At 72.5% G+C, this 25535-nt stretch carries 22 protein-coding genes; 12 read left to right on the top strand and 10 right to left on the bottom strand.

Annotated features, from left to right (window positions below):
* Positions 1-29 precede the first annotated feature (29 nt).
* The 6 genes from QBL25_RS06240 to QBL25_RS06265 are packed head-to-tail and all read right to left on the bottom strand — an operon-like array spanning position 30 to position 6926.
* Positions 30-1271, bottom strand: a complete 1242-nt coding sequence (locus tag QBL25_RS06240; protein WP_409055983.1) for an ATP-dependent carboxylate-amine ligase — start codon at positions 1269-1271, stop codon at positions 30-32.
* Positions 1268-2446: a DegT/DnrJ/EryC1/StrS family aminotransferase gene (locus tag QBL25_RS06245; RefSeq protein ID WP_409055984.1), complete on the bottom strand. Its 1179-nt coding sequence runs from the start codon at positions 2444-2446 to the stop codon at positions 1268-1270. The genes QBL25_RS06240 and QBL25_RS06245 overlap by 4 nt, the downstream gene beginning before the upstream one ends.
* Positions 2443-3618, bottom strand: a complete 1176-nt coding sequence (blsG, locus tag QBL25_RS06250; protein WP_409055985.1) for an arginine 2,3-aminomutase — start codon at positions 3616-3618, stop codon at positions 2443-2445. The genes QBL25_RS06245 and blsG overlap by 4 nt, the downstream gene beginning before the upstream one ends.
* A 32-nt stretch (positions 3619-3650) precedes the next feature.
* Entirely contained in the window at positions 3651-4592 is a 942-nt protein-coding gene (gene blsF / locus QBL25_RS06255) for a CGA synthase-related protein (RefSeq protein WP_409055986.1), read from the bottom strand.
* Positions 4580-5566, bottom strand: coding sequence for a cytosylglucuronate decarboxylase (gene blsE / locus QBL25_RS06260; protein ID WP_409055987.1), 987 nt, complete (start codon positions 5564-5566; stop codon positions 4580-4582). Before blsE ends, blsF begins: the two co-directional genes overlap by 13 nt.
* The gene (locus QBL25_RS06265; protein WP_409055988.1) at positions 5559-6926 is read right to left on the bottom strand and encodes a hydroxymethylcytosylglucuronate/cytosylglucuronate synthase; all 1368 of its coding nucleotides are present in this window, start codon (positions 6924-6926) and stop codon (positions 5559-5561) included. Before QBL25_RS06265 ends, blsE begins: the two co-directional genes overlap by 8 nt.
* A 735-nt stretch (positions 6927-7661) precedes the next feature.
* Here QBL25_RS06265 and dhaK point away from each other — a divergent pair.
* The 3 genes from dhaK (at position 7662) to QBL25_RS06280 (ending at position 9743) form a co-directional block, all read left to right on the top strand.
* Positions 7662-8654: a dihydroxyacetone kinase subunit DhaK gene (gene dhaK, locus QBL25_RS06270; RefSeq protein WP_409055989.1), complete on the top strand. Its 993-nt coding sequence runs from the start codon at positions 7662-7664 to the stop codon at positions 8652-8654.
* A gap of 77 nt (positions 8655-8731) precedes the next feature.
* On the top strand, positions 8732-9340 hold the full coding sequence (gene dhaL, locus QBL25_RS06275; RefSeq protein WP_409055990.1) for a dihydroxyacetone kinase subunit DhaL: 609 nt from the start codon (positions 8732-8734) through the stop codon (positions 9338-9340).
* Positions 9333-9743, top strand: a complete 411-nt coding sequence (locus QBL25_RS06280; RefSeq protein WP_409055991.1) for a PTS-dependent dihydroxyacetone kinase phosphotransferase subunit DhaM — start codon at positions 9333-9335, stop codon at positions 9741-9743. The genes dhaL and QBL25_RS06280 overlap by 8 nt, the downstream gene beginning before the upstream one ends.
* Before the next feature lie 36 nt (positions 9744-9779).
* Here the strand turns inward: QBL25_RS06280 and QBL25_RS06285 are convergent, their stop codons facing one another.
* Positions 9780-10517, bottom strand: coding sequence for a glycoside hydrolase family 75 protein (locus QBL25_RS06285; protein WP_409055992.1), 738 nt, complete (start codon positions 10515-10517; stop codon positions 9780-9782).
* A 189-nt stretch (positions 10518-10706) separates the two neighbouring features.
* On the opposite strand from QBL25_RS06285, the gene QBL25_RS06290 reads away from it, so the two are divergent.
* Together QBL25_RS06290 and QBL25_RS06295 are read left to right on the top strand one after the other, a co-directional pair.
* On the top strand, positions 10707-11687 hold the full coding sequence (locus QBL25_RS06290; protein ID WP_409055993.1) for a fibronectin type III domain-containing protein: 981 nt from the start codon (positions 10707-10709) through the stop codon (positions 11685-11687).
* Positions 11688-11856: 169 nt separating this feature from the next.
* Entirely contained in the window at positions 11857-12363 is a 507-nt protein-coding gene (locus QBL25_RS06295; protein WP_409055994.1) for a hypothetical protein, read from the top strand.
* A gap of 177 nt (positions 12364-12540) precedes the next feature.
* Here QBL25_RS06295 and QBL25_RS06300 read toward each other — a convergent pair whose 3' ends face one another.
* The gene (locus QBL25_RS06300; RefSeq protein ID WP_409055995.1) at positions 12541-13098 is read right to left on the bottom strand and encodes a PadR family transcriptional regulator; all 558 of its coding nucleotides are present in this window, start codon (positions 13096-13098) and stop codon (positions 12541-12543) included.
* Between the two features lie 74 nt (positions 13099-13172).
* Entirely contained in the window at positions 13173-15194 is a 2022-nt protein-coding gene (locus QBL25_RS06305; RefSeq protein WP_409055996.1) for an FAD-dependent oxidoreductase, read from the bottom strand.
* A 271-nt stretch (positions 15195-15465) separates the two neighbouring features.
* On the opposite strand from QBL25_RS06305, the gene QBL25_RS06310 reads away from it, so the two are divergent.
* From QBL25_RS06310 to QBL25_RS06340, 7 genes are all read left to right on the top strand, one after another.
* A complete protein-coding gene (locus QBL25_RS06310) occupies positions 15466-16758 on the top strand; it encodes an ABC transporter substrate-binding protein (protein ID WP_409055997.1) in 1293 nt (430 codons plus the stop codon).
* Positions 16759-16819: 61 nt separating this feature from the next.
* Positions 16820-17752: a carbohydrate ABC transporter permease gene (locus QBL25_RS06315; RefSeq protein ID WP_409055998.1), complete on the top strand. Its 933-nt coding sequence runs from the start codon at positions 16820-16822 to the stop codon at positions 17750-17752.
* A gap of 32 nt (positions 17753-17784) precedes the next feature.
* Positions 17785-18612, top strand: coding sequence for a carbohydrate ABC transporter permease (locus QBL25_RS06320; protein ID WP_409055999.1), 828 nt, complete (start codon positions 17785-17787; stop codon positions 18610-18612).
* Positions 18613-18617: 5 nt separating this feature from the next.
* Complete coding sequence (locus tag QBL25_RS06325) at positions 18618-19655, top strand: LacI family DNA-binding transcriptional regulator (RefSeq protein ID WP_409062565.1); 1038 nt, start codon at positions 18618-18620, stop codon at positions 19653-19655.
* Positions 19656-19702: 47 nt separating this feature from the next.
* Positions 19703-21637 carry a cellulase family glycosylhydrolase gene (locus QBL25_RS06330; RefSeq protein WP_409056000.1) on the top strand — a complete coding sequence of 645 codons (1935 nt, stop codon included), beginning with the start codon at positions 19703-19705 and terminating at the stop codon, positions 21635-21637.
* A complete protein-coding gene (locus tag QBL25_RS06335; protein ID WP_409056001.1) occupies positions 21634-23919 on the top strand; it encodes a glycoside hydrolase family 3 N-terminal domain-containing protein in 2286 nt (761 codons plus the stop codon). The genes QBL25_RS06330 and QBL25_RS06335 overlap by 4 nt, the downstream gene beginning before the upstream one ends.
* Before the next feature lie 82 nt (positions 23920-24001).
* Positions 24002-24520 carry a methylated-DNA--[protein]-cysteine S-methyltransferase gene (locus tag QBL25_RS06340; protein ID WP_409056002.1) on the top strand — a complete coding sequence of 173 codons (519 nt, stop codon included), beginning with the start codon at positions 24002-24004 and terminating at the stop codon, positions 24518-24520.
* Here the strand turns inward: QBL25_RS06340 and QBL25_RS06345 are convergent.
* A complete protein-coding gene (locus QBL25_RS06345; RefSeq protein ID WP_409056003.1) occupies positions 24517-25287 on the bottom strand; it encodes an IclR family transcriptional regulator in 771 nt (256 codons plus the stop codon). The two genes, QBL25_RS06340 and QBL25_RS06345, sit on opposite strands and share 4 nt — an antisense overlap.
* Between the last annotated feature and the right edge of the window lie 248 nt (positions 25288-25535).

Consider the following 25535-nt stretch of genomic DNA (forward strand, 5'->3'; position numbering starts at 1 on the left):
CCCGGGGCGGGGCGGGCCGGTGGGAGGGCTCAGGGCTGGAGCGTTCTGACCACCGGCGCCTGGGTGATCACTTCGATCGTGAAGGCGTCGAGTACGCCCCGCATGCGCTTTTCCACCTCGGCGATCGAACCGCCGGTCACGTGGACGTATCCGGACGCGTTGTGCGAGGCGCGGCGTGCCTCCACGAGGTCCCCCTCGCGGAATCTGAGGACGCTCTTGACCACCCCGGGCAGGCGCAGGAGTTCCTCCTCGGGGGTGATGCGGTGCACGGTCCCCGAGCCCGGCAGCGGAAGCAGCAGGTCGCCGGCGCAGCAGCGGCCGGAGTAGTCCAGGGCCGGGCGGCGGCCGAGGTAGGTGTCCAGGGTGGCGCCGAAGACGTCGAAGCCGTAGGCGTATCCGTGGTTGGCGGTGATCTCGCAGCCCGCGAGGCGGATGCCGATCTCGCCCGCGTACACCTCGTCGCCGACCACGAAGAACTCCATGTGCGCGTACCCGTGGTCGATCCCCATGCCGGTGGTGATGCGCTGGAGCATGCCGCGCAGGTCGAACGGCGGACCCTCGTCGGTGGCGACGCTGATGTTGGCGTTCATCGCGCCGTCGACGATGTCCAGTGGGCGGCACGGCATCGCGCTGGGCCAGGCGTCCAGGACCTCGCCGCCGTGGATGAGCGCGCACACCTCCCACTCGGTGCCGCCCAGATGCTCCTCCACCAGCCAGGACCGGCCCTCCAGGGCGAGGCCTGGCAGCTGCTCGGGGCCGGTGAGCCGGAAGGTGTCGACGCAGGCGAAGGAGTCGACGGGTTTCAGGACCACGGGCCAGCCGCAGCGCGCGGCGAACCGTGCGATCTCGTCCGGCGTGGAGACGCGGGCGTAGCGCGCGGTGAGGAGGCCCAGTTCGCGGAACCTGTCCTTCATCGCCGCTTTGTCGCGCACCCAGCGCACCTGGTTCCGGCTCAGGTGCGGCAGGCCCACCAGCGATGCGAACCGCTGGGCGATGTCCTGGCGTGGCTCGGAAGGGTTGCAGAACCGCGTGGGCGGCGCGGGCAGCCCCGCGCTCCAGGCGCGGTAGCGGGCCGCTTCGTCCGCCAGGGGCCTGCGTTCGTTCACCCAGAACGCGGGCAGGTGCGCGGTCTGGCGCAGGTACGCGTCGGAGAGGTCCTGGCGTGCGGAGGCGAACCGCAGCAGGACGAGCCGGCCGGGCAGGGCGTCCACCGCGTACCGGGTGAAGGTGGAGGCGCGGTCGTCCGCCATCAGGAGCACCGGTGTGGTCACGCGCCCTCCAGTGCCTGCCGGAGCGACTTGACCGCGAGGGCCTGTTCGGCTTCGGAGAGTTCGGGGGAGAGCGGCACGCACAGGGTGCGGTCGAGGAGGTCGCGGGTCCGGGCGAAGCCGTCACGGCTCAGGGCGAGCGGCTGGTCGGGGGCGAGGTTCCAGGGGAAGCCGTCGGCGTAGAGCGAGCGGCGCCCGGCGACCACGGGGTGGTCGGGCAGGAAGTACTTGCCCAGCGTCCAGTTGGCGATGCCCCGCTCGGTGAGGGCGGACACGGCGGCGTCGCGCAGTTCCCGGCTCTCGCAGCGGAACCGGAGACTGATCTTCACGTCGCCCGCCGCCCGGGGCAGGACGTCGAGCCCCGCGCGGTCGGGCAGCGCGTCCATGGCCAGGGCGTGGTGGCGCTCCAGGCCGGAGAGCACCTCGTCGAGGTGGCGGAACTGCTGGTACTGGATCGCGGCGACTTCCTCGCTGGTGACCAGGTTCTCGCCGTAGTAGGCGTCCTCGTTCCAGGTGGGATAGCGGCCGGGCACCCGCGCCGAACCGTGGTCGTGGTAGCAGCGCATGGTCTCCCACGCGGCCGGGTCGTTGGTGACGAGCAGGCCGCCCTCCCCCGAGGTCAGCACCTTGTTGTGGTGGAAGCTGAAGGTGCCCGCGTAGCCCCGGGTGCCGGTGTGCCGTCCGTCGGGGAACCTGGCGCCCAGCGCCTGCGCACTGTCCTCGATGACGTACGGGACGCCGTCCGGCAGCGGTGCGACCGTGCCCTCCATGTGGGCCACGACGGCGCGCCGGGTGCCGTCGGGCAGCAGCGAGGTGTCCATGGACAGCGACTCGTCGACGTCCACCAGGACGGGGATGAGGCCGCTGGAGAGCACGGCGCCGGCGACCGCGACGAAGGTGACCGCCGGTATGTGCACGACGTCGCCGACGCGCGGCCGGGTGGAGACCAGGGCGAGCCGCAGCGCCTCGGTGCAGTTGTGCACCGCGAGGACGTGGTCCGCCCCGAGGCGTTCGCCGACCCGGGCTTCGAGGCGCGAGGCGACGCTCTCGGTCTCCGTCTGGTAGCGGAAGAGCACCCCGTGCTCGATCGCGGCACGCAGCTCCCGCATGTCCGACCAGTCGAGGTAGTTGGCGCCGTACGGGAGGAACCGTAATCCGAGCCGTTTGTCGAGGGTCATGACGCGTCCGCCTCCGTGATCGGGTGCACCGAGGCGTCGACGACCATCTCCTGGCCCCGGTAGTTGCGCAGCAGCAGGCCTTCGGGAACAGGGGTGAAGTACGGCTGGGCGATGGGGATCTTGCCGATCCGGGTCGTCAGGACGTACTGCGGTACGCCGAAGCCGGTGATGTGTCCCTGGAGGCCCTCCATGATCTCCCAGCCCTTCTCGATGGAGGTCATGAAGTGGGACACGCCGGTGACGTTGTCGCAGTGGTAGAGGTAGTACGGCCGGACCCTGATCCGCAGCAGCTCGGTCATCAGCGTGCGCATCGTCGTGACGTCGTCGTTGACCCCGCGCAGCAGCACGGTCTGGTTCCCCACCGGGATGCCGTGGCGCAGCAGCCGGTCGACGGCGGCCGCCGACTCGGGGGTGATCTCCTTGGGATGGTTGAAGTGCGTGTTCAGCCAGACCGGGTGGTGGCGGGCGAGCATCTCGCAGAACTCGTCCGTGACGCGCTGCGGCAGCAGGACCGGGAAGCGGCTCCCGATGCGGATGATCTCCACGCTGGGGATCGCCCGCAGACCGGAGATGATCTCTTCGAGTTTCCCGTCCCGGTACGAGAGCGGGTCGCCGCCGGTGAGCAGCACGTCCCGGATCTCGGGGTGGTCGGCGATGTAGCGCAGGTCCTCGTCGAAGGACTCGCCCTCGTCGTCGCGGAAGTAGCTGCCCTCGACGTCGGTGGTGTGGAACTTGCGGGTGCAGTGCCGGCAGTAGACCGGGCAGGCCTCGGTGATCAGCATGATCACGCGGTCGGGGTACTTGTGCACCACGCGGTTGGTCTTGCGGTAGAACATGTCGCCGACGGGGTCGACCTCGGCGCCGCTGTACTCCGCGAGTTCACCGAGGGCGGGGACGGCCTGCTGCCGGATGGGGCAGGTGGGGTCGTCCGGGTCCATCAGCGACGCGTAGTAGGGAGTGACGCTCCAGCGGTACTTGCCCGCCGATTTCTCGATGGCCTGTTCCTCATCGGCGGTGAGGTTGATCCACTGCCGTGCCTTGTCGACGTTGGTGACGCGCTTGCGCATGTGCCAGCGCCAGTCGTTCCACTCCGCCTCGGTGATCCGGGGGAGGTCCGGCCGGTCCGGCACGGAATGGAGGGCCGCGTCGGGGGCGCCAGGAGTGCGGGGCATGGTGTCTCCAGGTTCGGCGGGGGGTTGACCTGTCACAGGGGTGCGAGGGAGAGCTGACGCAGGGTGCGGGCCACGCGCTGCGCGCCGCGCAGGTCGTCGGCCGCGTCGTCGAGCGCGGACCACGGGTCCGGTGCGCCCGGCGGCCCGGGGGCCCGGAGGGAGGGCTCGCGCGGATCGGCGGCGACGTGGACCGGCACCGCCCGGGTGACCCGGTCGGCCAGGTCACGCTGGACGTCACCGAGCGGCGGCAGGAAGGTGAGCGGCGCGCGCCGGGCCTGCGCGAGCCCTACCGCGCCCAACGTCGGCGAGGCCAGGAGCAGTTCGGTCTCGGCGTGCAGGGCGTCGACGTCGGTGTCGGCGGCGCGGCGCACCCGCAGGCCGTCGATCCCTTCGAGCGCGTCGCGCAGTCCGTCGACACGGGTGTCGCCGACGACCTCGCAGCGCCGGGTGCGGCGTACCGCATCGGCGGCGAGGCGGCGCAGCGGCCCCGCGACGAACGCGTCCGCTTCGGCGTCCGGCACGCTCCACAGGGAGATCAGGAGCAGGGTGCCGTCGCGCCGGCGCCCGCGGGCCGTCCGGGCGGGGACGAGGAGCCCGGTGGTGCGGGCGCCGCCCGGTGTCGTGGGCCAAGGCCCCGGGAGCCAGCCCGGGCGGTGCACCCGGTGCAGTGCCCCGTCGGTCACGGGGTCCACGGCCGTCCGGTGGCCCGAGGTCAGCCGCACGACCGGTACGCCCAGGTCCAGGAGGCGGCGGGTGGCGGCTTCGTCGTCGCAGACCAAGGCCACGTCGGGCGGCGGCCCTTGGTCGCCGGGGCCGCCCGCCGCGCCGGTCCGTTCGAGCTCGGCCAGGTGCGCGGCGACGCGCCGCCCGGCGAGCAGCGAGTCGAGTTCGTCGTCCCGCGACACCACCAGGACCCGGCGCGGGACGGGACCGGACGGCGCGGGGACGGATCCGCCCGGGTTCAGTACTGCCACGGCGCCGCCGTCCCGAGCCTGGCCACGTCGTCGCTGTAGCCGGCGGCCGTGGTGGAGCAGCCGCCGCACAGGTCGGGCCCCTGCTCGCGGAAGAAGTCCGCGTGGGTCCTGAAGACCGGTGTGTCCAGGTGGATGGTGCCGCCCTCGCGCAGCGGGGCGCCGCCCAGGTCGTCGCCCTCCCGGTGCGGGAGGCAGCTGCAGGCGTACATGCGGCCGTACTTGCCGTCGATGTAGATGACGTCGTCCACGACGTGGCACAGGGGCCGTGAGGCGCGCGGGGTCAGGGACCGGGCGAAGTAGCGCTCCTGCTCCTCGGGGGTGTCTCCGTAGAAGCGCTTGCCGAGCGGCACGAGGAGGGTGTCGGGGTCGGCCTCGTAGATCGGATCGCAGACGGCGCGCACGTGGTCGGGGTCGGGGTAGGTGATGGAGCGTTCCAGCTTGAGGGCGGAGAGTTCCCACTGCTGGACGCCCGCCTCGGTCAAGACCTTCTGGAGGTCCGGCATCTGCGCGTAGTTGTGCGGTCCGACCACGGTGTTGACGCGGGGCAGCACACCGAGGGCCGCGGCGTCGCGCAGCCCCTGGAGGCCGTTGTCGAACATGCCGGGGGAACGCCGGTAGACGTCGTGGGTCGCGGCGGATCCGCCGTCGAGGCTGACGATGACCTGGGCGAGCCCCGCGTCGGCGAGGTCCTTGGCCTTCTTCGGCAGCATCATGCCGTTGGTGATCAGGGACATCTTCATGCCGGCGGCCGTGCCCGCCCGCACCATCTCGACGACGTCCCGGTGCATCAGCGGTTCGCCGCCGGTGAACCGTACGTAGGCCACCCCGGCGTCACGGGCCTTGGGCAGCAGCTCGGCGAAGTCGCCCGGCGAGAACCGGAAGGTGTCGCGGGAGAGGGCGAACTCGCACATGAAGCAGTCCGCGTTGCAGGCTTCCAGGATCCTGATGAAGAGATAGCGCTGACGCTCAGTCATGTACGTCGATGCCTTCCTGGAGGGGACGCGGAGCCGTGGACCGGGCGGGGCCGGGCGGCGGCTCCCCGTCGAGCAGGCCGAGCAGGGCGGCGGCCACCTGGGCGGCGCCCCCGGTGCCGACCCGGGCGGCCAGGCCGCCCCATTCGGCACCGGCCGACGCGTGCCGCAGGGCCTCCAGGACGCCGTCGCGTACGGCGTTCACGGAGCGCGGGGCGTTGCGGGCCTCGGCCGCGGCGGCGATCCCGCCGTAGATGACCCGCAGGGCCGCGTCCTCGCCCTGTGCGCGGTGGGCCAGGACCTCGTCCTCGGCGAAGACGGACGACGGCCACGGGACCCTGACGTCGGCGAGGACGGCCCGGCTGTGGAAGCGGCCGTTGAAGATCTGGCTGAGGTTCTGCGGCGGCAGGCAGACGGTGGGCACCGCGAGGCTGCCGGCCTCCAGCAGGGTGGTCAGGCCCGGCGAGGTGAGCAGCAGGTCGCAGGCGGCCAGCCGGTGGAGGAACGCACCGTGGGAGAGGGGGCCGGCCGTGACGCGCAGGGCGGCGTCGCCGGCGGCGTGGAACCGCTCGGCCAGGTCGGCGGGGAGGTTGCCCGCCACATGCGCCTCGCGCACCCCGTACACGTCGAGGGCTTCGAGCACCGCGGGCACGACGACCTCCGGGTAGCGCGTCCAGTCGGCAAGTCCGGGGGCGCGCAGGCCTCCCAGGTTCACCAGGACGCGCCGGAACGGCTCGGGGCGGCTGCGCCGGGGCCGCTCAGAGCCGTCCGGAGCGTGCGCGGGCGGCTGCGTGGGGGCGCCGATCACGGCTTCGACCCAGCGCAGTGCGCGCACGGACCCGAGGACGTCGAGGCACTCCTTTGGCAGCTCGACGCACTGCTGGGCGCAGTAGACGGAGACGTCGAGCGGGAGTGCGGGCAGGTCGCCCTCGGTCCACAGGAACGGCAGGCTGTCGACGAACACGGTCGGCACACCGGCGGCTTCCAGGGCCATGGCCGTGGGGCCTTCGAGCACGACGAGGGCCGCGTCGATCCCCTCCGCTTCCACGATCTTCGCCACGGCGTCGGCACTCTCCCCCGCGGGCGCCCCCGTCGGCAGGTCGTACCACCGCTCGACGGCGTGCCGGGCAAGCAGCGGCCGTCCGAGGCCGGAGGCGAGGCCGACGAACCGCAGCGGGCGGGCGGACCGGGCGCGCAGCGCGGCGAGGACGGCGCTCAGCTTGCCCGAGCTGCCCCAGCCGAACTCGGCGCCGGCGACGGCGACGGTGGCCGGACCGGCGCCGGGCGGAGCGGCCAAGGTGTCCGGGGCGGGGGCGGGTTTCTCCCGGACGTCTCGTGGGTCCGGAGGGCGTTCACCAGGCATCGTTCTGTCCAACTCCCTTGCCGGGGCCGGGGTGTGGCCCCTGTCGGGTGAGTGCGGGGAGGGAAAGAGGGGAGGTCGCATCGGGGTGGGGGTGCGGGCGCGCCGGGCCACGGCGGTCGGCCGCGGCGGGCTGTGGCGGGCCCTCGCGAGGGCCGCGGACTGGCTGGGGGGTGGCTGGGGGTGATGACTTGGGAGGGGTGGCTGGAGGTGATGGCTGGGGGTGGCGGTGAAGCGGCTGCGGGCAAGCCCGGCGAGCGAGCCCCGTCGGAGAGGGAGCCCCTCCGCTTTCCCCACGATCACCCCTGCCCCCGGGCGGCGCAAAGGCCGCCCGGTCGCCTTCCGGCCATCAAAAAGTAATTGCGAACTACTTGCAATAAGACGCCCGTGCGCCAGAACCGCACTCACCCGAATGGCGCGCCGCGACCCCCCGGCGCCCCTGCGGCACACCGCCCGCGCACCCGCTCGCGGCGGCCTCCGGCACCCTCTGCAACAAGCCGTTCCGAGGGCGGGCGGCCATCGGAAGTACGCCCCGCAACAACGGCCGAAAGAGGCCACTGGCACATGCCCGGCCCGGCCGGTCCCGGCACGGCGAGCGCTCCGCCGAGGGGCACCTTCGTGCGAGGTTCGCGCATCCTGACACCCTTGCCTTGATACTGACCTCACTGCCTTGATACTGGCCTCGGGACCGCAGATCCCAGCAACGCCCGGCCTTGCCGATGTCACCAGGAGGTACCCGTGAAGATGCTGATCAACGTCGCGGAGACGGTCGTAGCGGACGCGCTGCGGGGCATGGCGGCCGCCCATCCCGACCTGACGATCGACGTCGAGAACCGCGTGATCGTGCGCAGGGACGCCCCGGTGGACGGGAAGGTCGCCCTCGTCTCGGGCGGGGGTTCGGGGCACGAGCCGCTGCACGGCGGATTCGTGGGGCCCGGCATGCTGTCGGCCGCCTGTCCCGGCGAGGTGTTCACCTCGCCCGTGCCGGACCAGATGGTGCGTGCCGCGGCCGCCGTGGACAGCGGGGCGGGGGTGCTGTTCGTCGTGAAGAACTACACGGGGGACGTCCTCAACTTCGACATGGCCGCCGAACTCGCCGAGGACGAGGGCATCCAGGTCGCCAAGGTCCTCGTCAACGACGACGTGGCCGTCACCGACAGCCTGTTCACGGCCGGGCGGCGCGGCACGGGCGCGACGCTCTACGTGGAGAAGATCGCCGGGGCGGCGGCCGACGAGGGCATGCCGCTGGAGCGGGTCGAGGCGATCGCGCGCCAGGTCAACGAGAACGCGCGGAGCTTCGGGGTCGCCCTCAGCCCCTGCTCCACGCCCGCCAAGGGCAGCCCGACCTTCGATCTCCCCGCCGGGGAGCTGGAATTGGGCGTCGGCATCCACGGCGAGCCCGGCCGCGAGCGGCGCCCGATGATGACCTCCAGCGAGATCGCGGACTTCGCCGTCGACGCCGTGCTCGAAGACCTCAGCCCCCGCAACCCCGTGCTCGTCCTCGTCAACGGCATGGGGGCCACTCCCCTCCTGGAGCTGTACGGCTTCAACGCCGAGGTCCAGCGCGTGCTCGCCGAGCGCGGTGTCGTCGTGGCCCACACCCTGGTCGGCAACTACGTGACGTCCCTGGACATGGCCGGGGCCTCCGTGACCCTGTGCCAGGTCGACGAGGAGCTGCTGCGGCTCTGGAACGCCCCGGTGCGTACGGCGGGGCTGCGCTGGGGTATCTGATCCGTACCGGGAATCCCGCCGTCACCACGTGCCACTCGTCTCACGTGGACAACCGTTCTACCGCGCAAGGAGTTTCCGTGCTCGATGCCGCATTCTTCCGTCAGTGGCTGACCTCGGCCGCCGCACTCGTCGACCGGGAGGCGCAGCGGCTCACCGAGCTGGACTCGCCGATCGGCGACGCCGACCACGGCAGCAATCTTCAGCGCGGGTTCACCGCCGTGGTGGCCACCCTGGAGAAGGAGGGGCCGGCCACGCCGGGGGCCGTGCTCACCCTGGCCGGACGGCAGCTGATCTCGACCGTGGGAGGCGCCTCGGGGCCGCTCTACGGCACGTTGCTGCGGCGCACCGGCAAGGCGCTCGGTGACGCCGCCGAGGTGAGCGAGCAGGAGTTCGCCGACGCGCTGCGCACCGGGGTCGACGCCGTCGGCGCGCTCGGCGGCGCGGCACCCGGCGACAAGACCATGCTGGACGCCCTCGTCCCCGCGGTCGACGCGCTCGCGGAGTCCTTCGAAGCGGCGCGCGCCGCCGCGAACGAGGGCGCCCTGGCCACGACACCGCTCCAGGCACGCAAGGGGCGGGCCAGCTATCTGGGCGAGCGCAGCATCGGGCACCAGGATCCCGGGGCCACCTCGTCGGCGCTGCTGTTCGACGCCCTCGCGAAGACCGCGGAGGCCGGCCGTGCATGACGACAAGCTGGTCGGCATCGTCCTCGTCTCGCACAGCGGCCCCGTCGCCGAAGCCGTCGCCGCTCTCTCGGTGGGGCTCGCGGGCGGCGGCACGACCGCGCCGGTGGCCGCCGCGGGCGGCACCGAGGACGGCGGCCTGGGCACCAGTTCCGAGCTGATCGCCGCGGCCGCCGCGAAGGTGGACGGCGGCGCGGGCATCGCGATCCTCACCGATCTGGGCAGCGCCGTCCTCACCGTGAAGGCCCTGATCGCCGAGGGCGACGAGCTCCCGGAGGGCGCCCGCCTGGTGGACGCCCCCTTCGTGGAGGGCGCGGTCGCGGCCGTGGTGGCCGCGTCCGCGGGCGCCGACATCGCCGCGGTGGAGGCCGCGGCGGCGGAGGCGTACTCCTACCGGAAGGTGTAGGCCCGGAAGGTAGGACCGAGCCTCCTGCCGGAAGGCTCAGTTGCGGCGCAGGAACTGCCGGGCCAGCGCGTCACCCCGGGTGACCGCGGCCCGGTGGCTCTCGACGGGGGACGCCTTGGCGCCCTTGAAGACGAGGTAGGTCACCTCCTCGTCGGTGCCGCCCGACCTCGGGTCGGGACGGATGCCGAGCGACTTCGCCGCCGCGTACGAGGCCTCCCCGATGAGGTCGGTGGGGCCCGTGTCGCCGACGACGGCGTAGAGCACCTTGCCCCGGTAAATCACGGCGGCCACCGAGCCGCCCGTGATGCCGTGCTTCGCGTGGTTCCAGCGGCGGCTCGCGCCCGGCACGACGACGTACGGCAGGCGCTCGGCGCTCAGCTGGCGGCCGGCGCTGTCCTGGAACGCGGTGGCGTGGAAGAACAGCGGGTCGGTGCGCCGGTTGCAGGCCTTGCTCGGCCGGCCGTCGCAGTCGATGTCCAGGTCCGCCTTCCAGAACACCGCGCCCCGCTTGCCGCAGACGGGGATGTCCGCGCGGGCTCCGTCGTCCGTGCGGTACTTGCCGCGCGAGATCTGTTCGCAGGTCCGGACCCCGGCGAGGAGCGCGGCGGCGGAGACGGATCCCTCCCGGGCCGCCGGGTCCACTGAACCCCCCTTGTTCTCGGCCGACTTCGGCTCCGTCACGCTCTGCCGGGGAAACGCCGCCGCGGGCAGGCACGCGGGGGCGAGGAGCGCGGCTCCGGCGGCGACGGCGAGCGCGGTGGTTCTGGTACGCACGAGAAAGGACCTTTCCTGAGGGACGGCTGACGGACGGTCGGCCGAGCGGAGGCCCACCGCCAGAAACACGTGACCAGACATCCCAGGCCGTCCCGCGTCCTACACCTCTTGAGCGCACCCCTTGATGTGCACCCGACACCCTGTGTCAAATAGGTCCGGACCAATGCCGCCCGAACGGAAGGCACGACCGTGCGACGGACCCCCCACCTGTCGGCGCTCCTCGCCGTCACCGCCTGCACCCTGACCGCCTGCGCTTGGGGCGGCGACCAGGACCCCAAGGACGTACGCCCCCCGGCGGCCCCCCGGGGCGTCACCGTCCAGGCGGGCAGCGCGACCACCGCCCACGTGATGTGGAACCGGGCCACGGACGACACCGCGGTCACCGGCTACGACGTGTACCGGGGCGCCACCCGGGTGAAGCGGCTGCCGGGCAGCAAGAGCATGGTGGACGTCGTCGGCCTGAAGCCGTCCACGTCCTACACCTTCACCGTCCGCGCCCGCGACGCCGAGGGGAACGTCTCCGAGGCCAGCAAGAAGCTGACGGTCACCACGCCCGCCGCGGCCGCCGCCGACCGGAAGCCGCCCTCGCGCCCCGGCGCACCGCGGGGCACGGTCGAGGGCAGCCGGGCGGTGACGCTGTCCTGGGGCGCCGCGAAGGACGACCAGGGCGTCGCCTCGTACGAGATCTATCAGGGCGCGTCGAAGATCCACAGAGTGACCGGGGGCGAGCGCAAGACCCTCGTGACGGGGTTGCGGCCGGGCACGGACTACCGCTTCACCGTCAAGGCGCTCGACGCGGCCGACAACGCCTCGCCCGCGAGCGACGCCGTCCGCCTCACCACCGCGGCGGGCCGCGACGACGGGCGGGGCACGGCGCCGGCCGACTTCCGCGCGACGACCCGGCGCGCGGACGGGGCCTACTACATCGACCTGGCGTGGACACCGCCGGACACGGGCGGCGCGGTGGCGGAGTACCAGATCCACCTCGACGGGAAGAACGCCACCTCGCTGGTGTTCGGCGGCACCGCGCCCCGCAAGAAGGCCACGCACAGCTTCTACGTGGGCAAGGAGGCGGGTGACGCGCACCGCGTGAAGCTCCGGGCCAAGCTGCCCGACGGGACGTGGGGCGGCTACTCCCCCGAGCGGAAGGTCGTCACGGGCCGGCCGTGACGACGGGTCAGCCCTCGGCCGTACGAAGGATTCCGTCACCTGCCCGGTGGCCGTCCGCATGCGGGCTCGGCCCCGGGCACGTTGGCTCGGCGTCAGGTAGCACGGGCGCTTCCCGACCCTCGGCGGCGCATGGGATGTTCCGCCTCCCGTGCCGCCGGAGGGCAGACTCATGCGTACCACCCAGATATTCGTCCGCTCCGGCCTGACCATCGCCGCCGCGGCCGCGCTTCCGCTGGCCCTGACCGCTTCCTCGGCGTTCGCCGCGGGGATCACGGTGACGGCCACGGGATCGACGGTCACGGTCACCACGGCGGCCTGCCCGGACGGCGGCAAGGCCGCGCTCCTGAGCAACGGCCAGGCGAGCTTCGCCCAAGGCAGGCAAGTGGACCTGACGGGAGGCAGCGCCTCCTGGCAGAACGTCACCACCGGCGTCCACACGGTGGCCGTGATCTGCGAGGACGGCTCGACGGCCGGTTCGCAGTCGGTCACCGTCGGGACCTCCCCGACCACCTCGTCCACGACCGCGCCCGCGCGCGGCGTCCGGGGCGGCCTCGGGGGCGGCAGCGAGGACTACGGCACGTACACCCTCGCCGCGGGCGGGGCCCTCGTGGCTCTGGCGGCGGGCGGTGGCGGCGCCTGGTACCTACGCCGGCGCGGGGTGCGGCACCGGCACTGAGCCGGGGCCACGGAGAGAAAGCGGCTGCCGCCGGCCCCGACTCACGTCGGGCCGGCGGCAGCCGTCATGTCCGGGCCGCGCCGAAAAGCGGCCGTGTCCGGAAGACGGCCGGGTCCGGAAAACGGCCGGGTCCGGAGGACGGCCGTCCTCGGCGGCCGTCCCGCCAGGCAGCAGCCCTCAGTCCTGCCGGGCCGCGGGGCCCTGCGGCGAGCCCAGTTCCTCCAGCGTGCGCTCCAGCCACTGCGTCCAGAACGTCTCCAGGTCGATCCCGGCCCGCAGCACCACGTGCCTCAGCCGGTCCTCCACCGCGTCCTTGCCCGGCGGGAAGTCCCGCTTCTCGATCTCCTCGTACTCGGCCAACTGCTGCCGATGCAGGGCGAGATGGCGGTGCAGGTCCGCCTCGATGCCGTCCGTGCCGACCACCGCCGCCGCCCGCAGGCGCAGCAGGAGCGTGTCCCGCAGCGGCTTGGGATCCTGGCTCGCGGCCGTCCAGCGGGCCAGCTCGGCGCGGCCCGCGGGCAGCACCTCGTACTCCTTCTTCTGCCCACGCGTGGCCTGCTGCTGCTCCAGGGCGCGAATGGCGCCCTCCCGCTCCAGTTTTCCCAGCTCGCGGTAGATCTGCTGGTGCGTGGCCGACCAGAAGTAGCCGATCGACTTGTCGAACCTGCGGGTCAGCTCGAGCCCCGACGACGGCTTTTCGAGCAGGGCGGTCAGGATCGCGTGCGGGAGTGACATGGCGGCCATCCTAGGTACGGCGTCCGGTGCGGGCGCCCGGGGTCACGGGCGCCCGCACCGCGCAACGCCGGGGGTCACAGGGCCGCGGCGAGCTCCGTGCCCTGCTTGATGGCGCGCTTGGCGTCCAGCTCGGCCGCCACGTCGGCGCCCCCGATGAGGTGCGCGCTGTACCCGCCGGCGAGCAGCTCCTCGTACAGGTCGCGGCGCGGGTCCTGGCCTGAGCACAGGACGACCGTGTCGACGGGGATGACCGTGGACTCGCCGCCGACCGTGATGTGCAGGCCCGCGTCGTCGATGAGGTCGTAGCTCGCGCCCGCGACCATGGTGACGCCTCGGTGGCGCAGCTCCGTGCGGTGGATCCAGCCGGTGGTCTTGCCGAGGCCCTGGCCGACCTTGGAGGTCTTGCGCTGGAGGAGGTGGACCGAGCGCGGCGGGGTGGGGCGCTCGGGCGCGGTCAGGCCGCCGCGGTCCTTGTAGTCCATGTCGACGCCCCACTGCCGGAAGTACGTGGCCGGGTCCAGACTCGCCTTGTCGCCGCTGTCGGTGAGGTACTCGGCGACGTCGAAGCCGATGCCGCCCGCGCCGATGATCGCGACCCGCTCCCCCACCGGCACGCTGTCGCGCAGCACGTCGAGGTAGCCGACCACGCTGGGGTGGTCGATGCCGGGGATCTCCGGCGTGCGGGGGGTGACCCCGGTGGCGACGACCACCTCGTCGTACGCCGCGTCGGCGAGGCTCCGCGCGGTGGCGCGGGAGTTCAACTTGACGTCCACGCCGTGCAGTTCGAGCTGGGTGCGGAAGTAGCGCAGGGTCTCGTCGAACTCCTCCTTGCCCGGGACCTTGCGGGCGACGTTGAGCTGGCCGCCGATCTCGGACGCGGCGTCGATGAGCGTGACGTCGTGGCCGCGCTCGGCGGCGGAGACCGCGAAGGCGAGCCCGGCCGGGCCCGCGCCGACGACGGCGACGCGCTTCTTGTGGCGGGTGGGCGCGAGGACGAGTTCGGTCTCGTGGCAGGCGCGCGGGTTCACCAGGCAGGAGGTGATCTGGAGGTTGAATGTGTGGTCGAGGCAGGCCTGGTTGCAGCCGATGCAGGTGTTGATGGCGTCGGGCTGCTCCGCCTTGGCCTTGGCGACGAAGTCCGGGTCGGCCAGGAGCGGCCGGGCCAGCGAGACCATGTCGGCGGCGCCGTCGGCGAGCAACTGCTCGGCGATCTCCGGGGTGTTGATGCGGTTGGTGGTGACCAGCGGCACGGAGACCTCGCCCATGACCTTCTTGGTGACGAAGGTGTAGGCGCCGCGCGGCACCGAGGTGGCGATGGTGGGGATGCGCGCCTCGTGCCAGCCGATGCCGGTGTTGATGATCGTGGCGCCCGCGGCCTCGATCTCCTTGGCGAGGTGGACGACCTCTTCGAGGGTCGAGCCGCCGGGGATCAGGTCCAGCATGGAGAGGCGGTAGATGATGATGAAGTCCGCGCCGACCCGCTCGCGCACGCGCCGGACGATCTCGACGGGGAAGCGGATGCGGTTCTCGTAGGAGCCGCCCCAGCGGTCCTCCCGCTGGTTGGTGGGCGCCGCGATGAACTCGTTGATCAAGTAGCCCTCGGAGCCCATGACTTCGACGCCGTCGTAGCCCGCGAGCTTGGCGAGCTCGGCCGCGCGCACGAAGTCCTCGATGGTCTGCTCGACCTCGTCGTCCGCGAGGGCGCGCGGCACGAAGGGGCTGATCGGCGCCTTGATCGCGCTCGGTGCGACGAGGCCCTCGTGGTAGGCGTACCGCCCGAAGTGCAGGATCTGCATGGCGATCTTGCCGCCCTCGGCGTGCACGGCGGCCGTGATGCCCGCGTGCTCCTCGGCCTCCGCCTCGGTGGTCAGCTTGGCGCCGCCGTCCCAGGGCCGGCCGAGCTCGTTCGGGGCGATGCCGCCCGTGACGATGAGGCCGACACCGCCGCGCGCACGGGTCGCGTAGAACTCGGCCATCCGCCGGAAGCCGTCCGGGGCCTCCTCCAGGCCCACGTGCATGGACCCCATCAGGACCCGGTTGGGCAGAGTGGTGAAGCCCAGGTCCAGCGGGTTCAGCAGGTTCGGGTAGCGGCTCATGCGGGCCCTCCGTACGCGATGTGTCGTCGGGACAGTTCTAGAGGACGCGCGACCCCTTGTGCAACTAGTTGCATAAAAACCGAGACACAGATCTCGTGACCGTGCGTGATCACCCCGGAGTGAATGCGGCCTATTTGCCGCTTTCGCCGGAAGATGCACCGTGCGCAACAGGGGATTGACCATTCGGCGAAGCACTTCTACGCTCCCCTCACCCCCGCAGGTATATCGATTAACCTCTGGTCGACATCGCCCTGGTTGGAGACATCCCGCTGTGCGCTCAACGATGAGTCGGCGCGGCTTCCTCGCCGCAGGTTCAGGCCTGGCCGCCGCCACCGCCCTGCCCGCCCTCACCGGCTGCTCCACGCTGGCGTCGGCGGATTCCGATCCCGACACGCTCGTGGTGCACAGCCAGCTCGGCACCACCGCGCCGGGCTCGCCCACGTATCTGTCCGCCCTGGACGCCTTCCGGGGCGAGAACCCCGGCCTGAAGGTGAAGAACCTGGTCAACGGCGACGACCTCGCGCAGGTCTACGAGACCTCACGGCTCGCCCGCAAGGAGCCGGACGTCGTCATGGTGAACCTCTACGACAAGACGCTGGCCTGGACCGAGGTCGGCGCGACGGTCGACGTGCGGGGGTATCTCGACGACTGGGGGCTGCGGAAACGCGTCCTGCCCGTCGCCCTCGACGCCTGGACCGACGGCAAGGGGCGGCTGCGGGCCTTCCCGTACTTCGCCACCAACTGGCCGGTGGCCTACAACACCGCCCTGCTCGACAAGGCGAGTGTCTCCGCGATCCCCACGACCGGCGACCAGCTGATCGCCGCCGCCCGCAAGCTGCGCGCCAAGGGCATCGCCCCGGTGACCGTCGGCGGCAACGACTGGACGGGCCAGAAGCTCCTCGCCCAGATCATCCAGACCTTCCTCTCCCCCGACGAGGCGCGAAAGGTCTTCACGAGCGGCGACTTCAGCGGCAGCCGGGGCGCACGTGAGGGCATCGAGTACTTCGCCGCCCTGCGCGACGCGGGCGTCTTCGCCGACAAGGCGCAGGGCCTGACCTCCGACACGATGACGACGCAGTTCAACACGCAGGCCGCCGCCGTCGAGTCCGCGATGTCCTCGGCGCTGGCCAAGGTCCCGGAGCAGGTCGCCCGGCACACCGAGGTGGGCGGCTGGCCGCTGGCGCCGGACGCCGCGCACGCCAAGCCGACGATCCTGCGCACCTACACCCTGATCGGTTTCTGGATCAGCCCGAACGGCACGAAGAAGCTGGACGCCGTCGAGAAGTTCCTGCGGTTCATGTACCGCCCGGAGACGGTCTCGCGGTTCATCACGGAGAGCGGGCGCGACATGGCCCTGCGCTCCGACACCCTCAGCACGGACTTCCCCCTGGTCGCTGCCGCGCAGCAGCTCGGCACGGACGTCAGCCAGGCGCTGCTGCCCGACCTGTACGTGCCGCCGGCCGCGACGCAGCCGCTGATCACCGCGACCAGTTCGGCGTTCACCCGGGGCACGAGCCCCGCCAGGGTGCGCTCCGTGCTCGAAGCCGCGTACCGCACCGCATGAGCCGCCCGTCCGAGCAGTCCGAGCCGCCCCGCCCGTCCGAGCCCTCTGGGAGTCACCCACGATGACGACAACGATGTCGACGCCGGGCGGGACCGAGGTCCGCCCCGCTCCCGCCGCGCCACCCGCCCGCAAGCGCCGCCAGGAAGGCGGCACGATCCTCGCCGTCCCCGCCCTGGTCTGGTACCTGGTCTTCATGGTCGGGCCGATGATCGCGATCTTCGTGATCGCGGCCCTGCACTGGCCGGGCATGCTCCAGCCCGTCTCGTTCGCCGGGCTCGACAACGTCCGTACGGTCTTCGACGACCCGGTGTTCTGGGACGCCGTGCGCAACACGGCGGTCCAGCTCGCCGTCGCGCTGCCGGTCATGATCGTGTGCGCGTACATGCTGGGCTACTACGTGGCGCAGAAGCCGCCGGGCCACCGGGTCCTGCGCTATCTGCTCTTCATCCCGGGCCTGATCTCCACCCCGGCCAAGGCGATGGTGTTCTACGCGGCGCTCTCCCCCGACGGCCTCGTGAACGGCGCGCTGAAGTCGGTGGGCCTCGGTTCGGTGACCGACGCCTGGCTGGCTTCTCCCTCGACGGCGCTCGCGTGTCTGATCGTGCTCGACGTCTGGGGCGGCATCGGCTTCACCGCCGTCCTGTTCGCCGCCCGCCTGGGCAGTGTGCCCGAGGAGATCGGCGAGGCGGCGCAGCTGGACGGCGCCGGACACTGGCGGACGATGTGGCGCGTGCACTTCCCGGTCATCCGCGAGTACGTGGGCGTGGTGACGATGCTCCAGTTCCTCTGGACGTTCTTCGGCTCCGCCCAGCACGTCCTGCTGCTCACCCAGGGCGGCCCCGGCAGTTCGTCGACGACGCTGTCGTTCCTCGTCTACCAGAAGGCGTTCATCGCGGCCGACCTCGGCTACAGCCAGACCGTCGGCGTGATCCTCTTCCTGGTCGGCCTCGTCGGCCTGCTCACCATCCGCCGCGCCTTCCGCCAGACCTACTGACGCCGCACGAACCCCGATCGGAGCCGGTCACCTTGAAGCACGGAAAGTCCTGGCTGCCCGCGCACATCCTGGCGTGGGCGTACGCGGCGCTGCTCGTCGTCCCCCTCTACTATCTGCTCGCCTCGGCCTTCAAGACGAACGAGCAGATCTTCGCCAGCCCCTTCTCCCTTCCCACCTCGCTGTCCTTCGGCAACTTCGGCACGGCCTTCGAGAGCGCCGATCTGGGGCTCGCGGTCCTCAACTCGGCGCTCGTGACGGCCTTCTCGCTCGCGCTGACGCTGGCCCTCGCGATCCCGGCGGCGTTCGCGATCGCCCGGGCGACCGGCCGGCTCGGGGCGTTCGTGGAGAAGGTCTTCTCGCTGGGATTCCTGATCCCGACGTTCGCCGCGCTCTTCCCCACCTTCCTGCTCGCGGCGGCGACGGGCCTGTTCCACACGCGCCTGTTCATGGTGCTCTTCCTGCCCGCCACCGCGATGCCGCTGTCGGTCGTCATCCTGGTGCAGTTCATGCGGACCATCCCCAAGGAGATGGAGGAGGCCGCGCGGATGGACGGCGCGTCGACCTTCGCGGTCCTGCGCCACGTCTACACGCCGATGTGCCTGCCCGGCATCGCGACGGTGCTGCTCCTGAACTTCCTGACGTTCTGGAACGAGTACCTGTACTCGCTCGTCATCATCGGCCCCGACCCGGCCCAGCGCACCGTGCAGGTCGCCCTGCCCACCCTCAAGTCCCTGACGGGCACGGATTACGGGGTCCTGACCGCCGGTACGGTACTGACTCTCGTACCGGTATGGGCCGTCTACACCGTGTTGCAGAAGCGGATGCAGCAGGCCCTCGTCAGTGGGGCGGTGAAGATGTGAGCGCGCTGGAAGCATCCCGGAAGGACAGCGGCGGACGTCCGACGATCAAGGCGGTCGCCGCGGCGGCCGGTGTCTCCACGGCCGCCGTCTCGCAGGCCTTCAACGCCAAGGGCCGCATCTCCGAGGCCACCCGGCGCCGCATCCTGGACGCGGCGACGGAGCTCGGCTGGTCGCCCAGCGCGACGGCCACGGCCCTGCGCAGCGCACGGACCCGCACGCTCGCCCTCGTCGTGCGCCGCCCCACGGACGTCCTGGGCGCGGACCCGCACTTCAGCGAGCTGATCACGGGCCTGGAGGGCGAACTGGCGCCGCGCGGCTACGGCCTGCTGCTCCACCTGGTCGCGGACGTGGCCGAGGAGAGCGCGCTGTACGAACGCCTCGCCGCCGAGGGCCGTGTCGACGGCGCCGTCCTGACCGACGCCCGCGCCGACGATCCGCGCCCGCCGCTCCTGCGCGGCCTGGGGCTGCCCGCCGTACTGCTCGGCGCGCCCCGCCCGGACGCGCCCGTGCCCACCGTGGGCCTGGGCAACCAGGGCGCCGGCATACACGAAGCCGTCGACCACCTCATGGAGCTGGGACACCGGCGCATCGCCTATGTCTCGGGGCCCGGCGAGCTGCTGCACACACGGCTGCGCCGCGCGGTCTTCGAAGAGACCCTGCTGCTCAAGGGAGTCGAGCCCGCCGCCGTCCTGACCACCGACTTCTCCGAGGCCGCGGCGCTCGCCGCGACCGAGGAGCTGCTGGGCATGGCGGAGCGCCCCACCGCCGTGATGTACGCCAACGACTCCATGGCGGTGTGCGGCATCGGCGCGGCGCAACGCGCCGGGCTGCGCGTCCCGCAGGACGTGTCCGTCGTCGGCTACGACAACCTGCCGATCGGCCGCTGGCTGCACCCGCGGCTGACGACCGTCGACCAGCAGGTGCAGCGGGTGGGCGCGGCCGCCGCGCGTGCGCTGCTCGCGCAGTGCGGCGAGGACGTGCCGGACACCGCCCTGGACGATCGCCCGCGCCTCGTCGTCCGCGAGTCGACGGGCCCCGCCTGACCGCCGACCACCTTTTCACCCCCGTACGGAAAGACCTGAGTACCCCCATGCGACGCCACAGCGCCCAGCTCACCCATGACTCCGCCGTCCTGCCCTGGATCGGCGCCAACTTCTGGTCCCGCACCGGTGGTCCGCTGATGTGGCGGAACTACGACCCGAAGACGGTCCGCGAGGAACTCGCCGTGCTGCGCGAGCACGGCCTGACGATGACGCGCTCGTTCTTCTACTGGCCCGACTTCCATCCCGAGCCGCACCGTATCGACGAAGAGCTGTGCGAGCGCTTCCGCGACTTCCTGGACGCGCACACGGAGCTGGGGATGGGCACGGTGCCCACCTTCATCGTCGGCCACATGTCCGGCGAGAACTGGGACCCGGCGTGGCGCGGGGGCCGCGACCTGTACGAGGACGTGTGGCTGGTCGGCCGCCAGGCGTGGTTCGTGTCGCAGATGACGCGCCGCTTCAAGGACCACGCGGCGGTCACCGGCTGGCTCATCACCAACGAGATGCCGGGCTACGGCCGGGTCTACCAGGTGGATCCGCCGTCGAGCGACGTCGTCACCGCCTGGGCGCAGTTCATGTGCGACGCGGTCCGCGCGGCCGGCGGCACCCAGCCGGTGTCCCTCGGCGACGGGGCGTGGGGCATCGAGGTGACCGGCCGCGACAACGGCTTCTCGCTGCGGGACACGGCCGAGTACGTCGACTTCGTGGGCCCGCACGTGTACCGCTCGGACACGGACCGCGTACGCCAGCACCACCGCGCCGCCTTCGAGTGCGAGCTGGCCGCGGTCACCGGACAGCCGGTCATCCTGGAGGAGTTCGGGCTGTCCACGGACACCGTCTCGGCCGAGAACGCGGGCATCTACTACCGCCAGACGCTGCACAACTCCCTCCTCGGCGGCGCGACCGGCTGGATGGCCTGGAACAACACCGACTACGACGACCTGTGGGAGCAGTCGCCGTACGACCACCACCCCTTCGAGATGCACTTCGGCATCACGGACAGCTCCGGCGCCCCGAAGACTCCGCTCGTCGAACTCGCCGCCTTCTCCCGGGTGTTGGAGCAGGTCGACTTCGCGCGCTGCCGCCGTTCGGACGCGGACGCGGCGCTCGTGGTGCCCGCGTTCCTGGAGCGCGGCTACCCCTACAGCAGGCCCGCCGACCGGCCGCTGATCTTCACGTCCCTCCACCAGGGTTACGTGGCCGCGCGCGGCGCCGATCTCCCGGTGGCCCTGACACGGGAGGCGGACGGACTGCCCGGCGACGCGGCGCTCTACCTCCTGCCGTCCACCCGGCAGCTGACGACGCGTACCCGGCGCGAGCTGGAGCGGCGGGCCCGCGCGGGCGCCACGGTGTACCTGTCGTTCTGCTCCGGTGAGCACCCCGGCACGCGCGGCCCGTGGTTCGACGACCTGGACGGCCTCTTCGGAGTCGAACTCCAGCTCTCCTACGGGGTGGCCGAGCCCATCGAGGACGACGTCCTGGAGCTGACCTTCACCGAGGAGTTCAGCTCCATCGCGGCGGGCGAGAAGCTCACCTTCCCGGTGGCGGGCAACGAGGACAGCCGCGCCTACCTGCCGGTCGTCCCCACGGGGGCCCGGGTCGTGGCGAAGGACGCGCACGGCCGCCCCGCACTGCTGGTCCACGAGACGGGCCAGGGGCGTACGGTCCTTGCCACCTATCCCCTGGAGCACATGGCCGCGCGCACGGCCCGCGTCAACCCCGAGCAGACGCACCGGCTGTACGCGGCCCTGGCGGACCTCGCGGGGGTGGAGCGGACGGTGACGGCCGACAGCCCCTACGTCTCGGCGGACGCCCTGGTGCACGAGGACGGACGGCGCTTCGTGTGGCTGGTCAGCCAGTCGGACGAAGAGCTCGCGGTGCGCCCGGTGGCGGACGGAGCACTGCACGACCTGGAGACGGGTGCGGCGGTGGACGAGATACGGCTCGCCCCGTTCGGCGTGCGCGTCCTCGCGCTGCGATGAGCGCGCCGCTGTACCGGGAGGCGGGCGCCCCGGTCACCGACCGGGTGCGCGACCTGCTCGCCCGGATGACGCTCACCGAGAAGGTGGGCCAGGTCAACCAGCGGATGTACGGCTGGCACGCCTATGAGCGGACCTCCTCGGGCCACCGCCTGACGGACGCCTTCCGCGCCGAGGTCGCCGCGTTCGACGGCATGGGCGCGCTGTACGGACTCCAGCGTGCCGACCCGTGGTCGGGCGTGACGTTCGCGGACGGCATCACGGCGGCGGACGCGGCGCGGGTCGCCGACTCGGTACAGCGGCATGTCCTGTCGCACACCCGGCTCGGCATCCCGGTCCTCCTCGTCGAGGAGGTCCCGCACGGCCATCAGGCCCTGGACGGCACGGCCTTGCCGGTGAACCTCGCGGTGGGCGCGACCTGGGACCCGGGGCTGTACGAGGCCGCCGCGGCGGGCGCGGCCGCCGAGCTGCGCGCCCGGGGCGGCCATGTCGCCCTCGTCTCGGCGCTCGACCTGGTCCGGGATCCGCGCTGGGGGCGCAGCGAGGAGTGCTTCGGCGAGGACCCGTATCTGGCGGCGCGCTTCACCGAGGCGCTGGTGCGGGGCATGCAGGGCGACGGCGCCGCCTTCGCACCCGACCGGGCGGCGGTGGTGCTCAAGCACTTCGCCGGGCAGGGCGCGACGATCGGCGGCCGCAACAGCGCGGCCACCGAGCTCGGCCCGCGCGAACTCCACGAGATCCACCTGGTCGCGGCGCGGGCGGGGGTCCGCGCGGGAGCGGCGGGGGTGATGGCCGCGTACAACGAGTACGACGGTCTGCCGTGCGCGGCCAACCGCGAGCTGCTGACCGGTCTGCTGCGCGAGCGGTGGGGGTTCACCGGTCTGGTCATGGCCGACGGCTGCGCCCTGGACCGGCTCGTGCGCCTGGCCGGTGACCCGGTGGCCGCGGGCGCGCTGGCGCTGGACGCGGGCACGGATCTGAGCCTGTGGGACGGCTGCTTCCCGCGGCTCGCGGAGGCGGTGGAGCGCGGTCTGGTCGCCGAGCACGTCCTGGACGCGGCGGTGGCCCGTGTCCTCACCCTGAAGTTCCGCCTGGGCCTCTTCGAGCGGCCCTACGTCGGCGAAAGCCCGGAACGCGACCCTGACCTGGGCGGGTTGAGCGAGCGTCTGGCCCGCGAGTCCATCGTCCTGCTCAGCCATGACGGGGCCGCTCTCCCCTTGGCGGGACCGTCCCGCGTCGCCGTCATCGGGCCGGGCGCCGACTCGCTGCCCCAGCAGCTCGGCGACTACACCGCGCCGCAGCGCCCCGGCAGCGGGTTCACCGTCCTCGACGGCGTGCGGGCGGTGGCGGCCCCGGGCGTCGAGGTGACGTACGCGCGGGGCTGCGAACTGGTCGGCGACGACCGGGGCGGCATCGCGGACGCCGTGGCGGTGGCCGCCGCCGCCGACACGGCCGTGCTCGTGCTCGGCGGCTCCAGCGCGCGCGAGGCCGGCACGCGCTTCGAGGGCAACGGAGCCGCGGTCGTCGCCTCCGGTGCTCCGGTGGGCATGACGTGCGGCGAGGGCGTCGACCTGGCCGACCTGCGTCTGCCGGGCGGCCAGGTGGCGCTGCTCGACGCCGTGGCCGCCACCGGCACCCCGGTGGTCGTGGTCCTCGTCCAGGGGCGGCCGCACGCCGTGCCGGAGCTGTCCGGGCGGGCCCGGGCCGTGCTCTGCGCCTGGTATCCGGGGCCGTGGGGCGGGCGGGCGGTCGCCGACGTGCTCTTCGGGCGGGCGGAGCCCGTGGGGCGGCTGCCCGTCTCCGTGCCGCGTTCGGCCGCCCAGCTCCCGGTGTTCTACAACGCCAAGGACCACGGCTACCGGGGGTACGTGGACCAGCCCGCGGTCGCGCTGCACCCCTTCGGGCACGGGCTCTCGTACACGTCCGTCGCCTACGGGGAGCCCCGGCTCTCGCGCACCGAGGTGCCGGTCACCGATCCCTCGCTGACATGCACCGTCGCCGTGACGAACACGGGTGCCCGGGCCGTGCGGGAGACCGTGCAGCTCTATGTGCGCCGGGTCTCGGGGTCCGGTTCGTGGCCGCGCGTGCGTGAGCTGCGCGGCTTCGCGCGGGTCGAGCTGGCCGCGGGCGAGGGCGCCGAGGTCGTCTTCGTCGTCGAGGCGGCTACGCTGGCCTCGCTGGACCGCGCTCTGGAGCACGTCGTGGAGCCGGGCGAGCTTCTCCTGGAGACCGGGCCCTCATCCGATCGCACGAGCGGCGCCCCGCTGACCCTGACACCCTCATGAGCGCCGCGTCCGAATCCCGCCAGCCGCACGCCCCCGCCGCTTGCAGACTTGGGGGGTGCCACCGGGAAAGAGGGAGCATCCGATGACGAAGGTCATGACCAAGGCCGTGTTCACCACCGTCGACAGTCCGCTGGGCGAGCTGCTGCTGGTCGGCCAGGAGTCCGCCACCGCCCCCGGCGGCACGGCCCTGGCCTCGCTGTCCCTGCCGGGGCAGAAGGGCGGGGCGGTCGTCCGGGACGGATGGGTGCGCGACGACGAGGCCTTCGCCGCGATCGCCGGGCAGCTGCGCGCGTACTTCGCGGGGACGCTCACGCGCTTCGACGTCGCCTACGTCAGCGGCGTCGGCACCGACTTCCAGCAGCGGGTCTGGCACGCCCTCGACACCCTGCCGTACGGCACGACCACCACGTACGGGAAGCTCGCCGAGCGGCTCGGCCTCTCGCGGGCGGCCGTGCGCGCGCTGGGCACGGCGGTCGGGCGCAACCCGCTGCTCGTCGTCCGCCCCTGCCACCGGGTCATCGGCGCCGACGGCTCCCTGACCGGGTACGCGGGCGGCCTGGAGGCCAAGCGGCGGCTGCTCGACCTGGAGGCGCGCGCCTAGCGTCCGCCCCGGTGGCCCAGGCGCTCCGAGAGGTCGCCCGCGCCCTTGGCGGCGAGGTCGGCCAGTTCCTGCTCGCGCTGCTCGCTCCAGCGGATCATCGGCACGGAGATGGAGAGCGCCGCGACGACGTTCCCCGCGCTGTCGCGGACCGGGGCGGCCACGCAGCTCACGTCGGGGTTGGACTCGCGGTGTTCGGCGGCGACCCCGCGCTCCCGGATGCCGGCGAGCGCGGCGAGCAGCGCGTCCGGTTCGGTGATGCTGTTGGGGGTCATCGCCGCCAGCTCCCGCCCCGCCAGGCGGGTTTCGAGCTCGGCGGGCGGCAGCGAGGCGAGCAGCATCTTGCCGACCGAGGTGCAGTGGGCGGGCAGTTTGCGGCCCGCGGCGGAGACCATGCGCACGGCGTGCGTGGAGTCCACCTTGGCGATGTAGATGACGTCCGTGTCCTCCAGGACGGCCACGTGCACGGTCTCGTCGCAGGTCTCGGCGACCTCGCGGGCGACCTGCTGCCCCTCGGCGGCCAGGTCGAGCTGCTCGGCGTAGCGGCTGCCGAGCTGGTAGGCGCGGACGCCCAGGCGGTAGCGGCCCGACTGGTCCGGGATCTGGACAAGGTAGGAGCGGGCGGCGAGTGTGGTCAGGAGTTCGTGCACGGTGGTGCGCGGCAGCTGGAGTCTGCGGGTGACCTCGGGGGCGGACAGCGTGCCGTCGCCCTCCAGGAACAGCTCCAGTATGTCCAGCGCCCTGGTCACCGCAGGCACCAGTCGTCCCATGGTCGGCCTCCCACCCCGTGCGTCCGGAAACGTGCCCGTGAGGGTCCGCGAGCACGTCCGAAACTTCGGTCAACGATCGATATGACGAACACAGGCTAGGCACAGCGGCGTTCGCCGCGCAACGGCCCCGGGGCCTCCTGTGCGTCCAAGACCGTTCTGCGCAACCCATTGACACCCTGCCGCCTGCGTGAATACGGTCACGCCAACATTTCGAACGTGTGACGAAATACCGAACAACCAAGGGGCAA

Source organism: Streptomyces sp. SYP-A7185, assembly GCF_046103685.1.
Classification (GTDB): domain Bacteria; phylum Actinomycetota; class Actinomycetes; order Streptomycetales; family Streptomycetaceae; genus Streptomyces.

Bases quoted from the DNA above. Each gene is read 5' to 3' on its own strand.
- QBL25_RS06245 (WP_409055984.1), bottom strand. From the start codon at position 2,446: ATGACCCTCGACAAACGGCTCGGATTACGGTTCCTCCCGTACGGCGCC.
- blsG (WP_409055985.1), bottom strand. From the start codon at position 3,618: ATGCCCCGCACTCCTGGCGCCCCCGACGCGGCCCTCCATTCCGTGCCG.
- blsE (WP_409055987.1), bottom strand. From the start codon at position 5,566: ATGACTGAGCGTCAGCGCTATCTCTTCATCAGGATCCTGGAAGCCTGC.
- QBL25_RS06265 (WP_409055988.1), bottom strand. From the start codon at position 6,926: ATGCCTGGTGAACGCCCTCCGGACCCACGAGACGTCCGGGAGAAACCC.
- QBL25_RS06295 (WP_409055994.1), top strand. From the start codon at position 11,857: ATGCGTACCACCCAGATATTCGTCCGCTCCGGCCTGACCATCGCCGCC.
- QBL25_RS06300 (WP_409055995.1), bottom strand. From the start codon at position 13,098: ATGTCACTCCCGCACGCGATCCTGACCGCCCTGCTCGAAAAGCCGTCG.
- QBL25_RS06305 (WP_409055996.1), bottom strand. From the start codon at position 15,194: ATGAGCCGCTACCCGAACCTGCTGAACCCGCTGGACCTGGGCTTCACC.
- QBL25_RS06315 (WP_409055998.1), top strand. From the start codon at position 16,820: ATGACGACAACGATGTCGACGCCGGGCGGGACCGAGGTCCGCCCCGCT.
- QBL25_RS06330 (WP_409056000.1), top strand. From the start codon at position 19,703: ATGCGACGCCACAGCGCCCAGCTCACCCATGACTCCGCCGTCCTGCCC.
- QBL25_RS06335 (WP_409056001.1), top strand. From the start codon at position 21,634: ATGAGCGCGCCGCTGTACCGGGAGGCGGGCGCCCCGGTCACCGACCGG.
- QBL25_RS06340 (WP_409056002.1), top strand. From the start codon at position 24,002: ATGACGAAGGTCATGACCAAGGCCGTGTTCACCACCGTCGACAGTCCG.
- QBL25_RS06345 (WP_409056003.1), bottom strand. From the start codon at position 25,287: ATGGGACGACTGGTGCCTGCGGTGACCAGGGCGCTGGACATACTGGAG.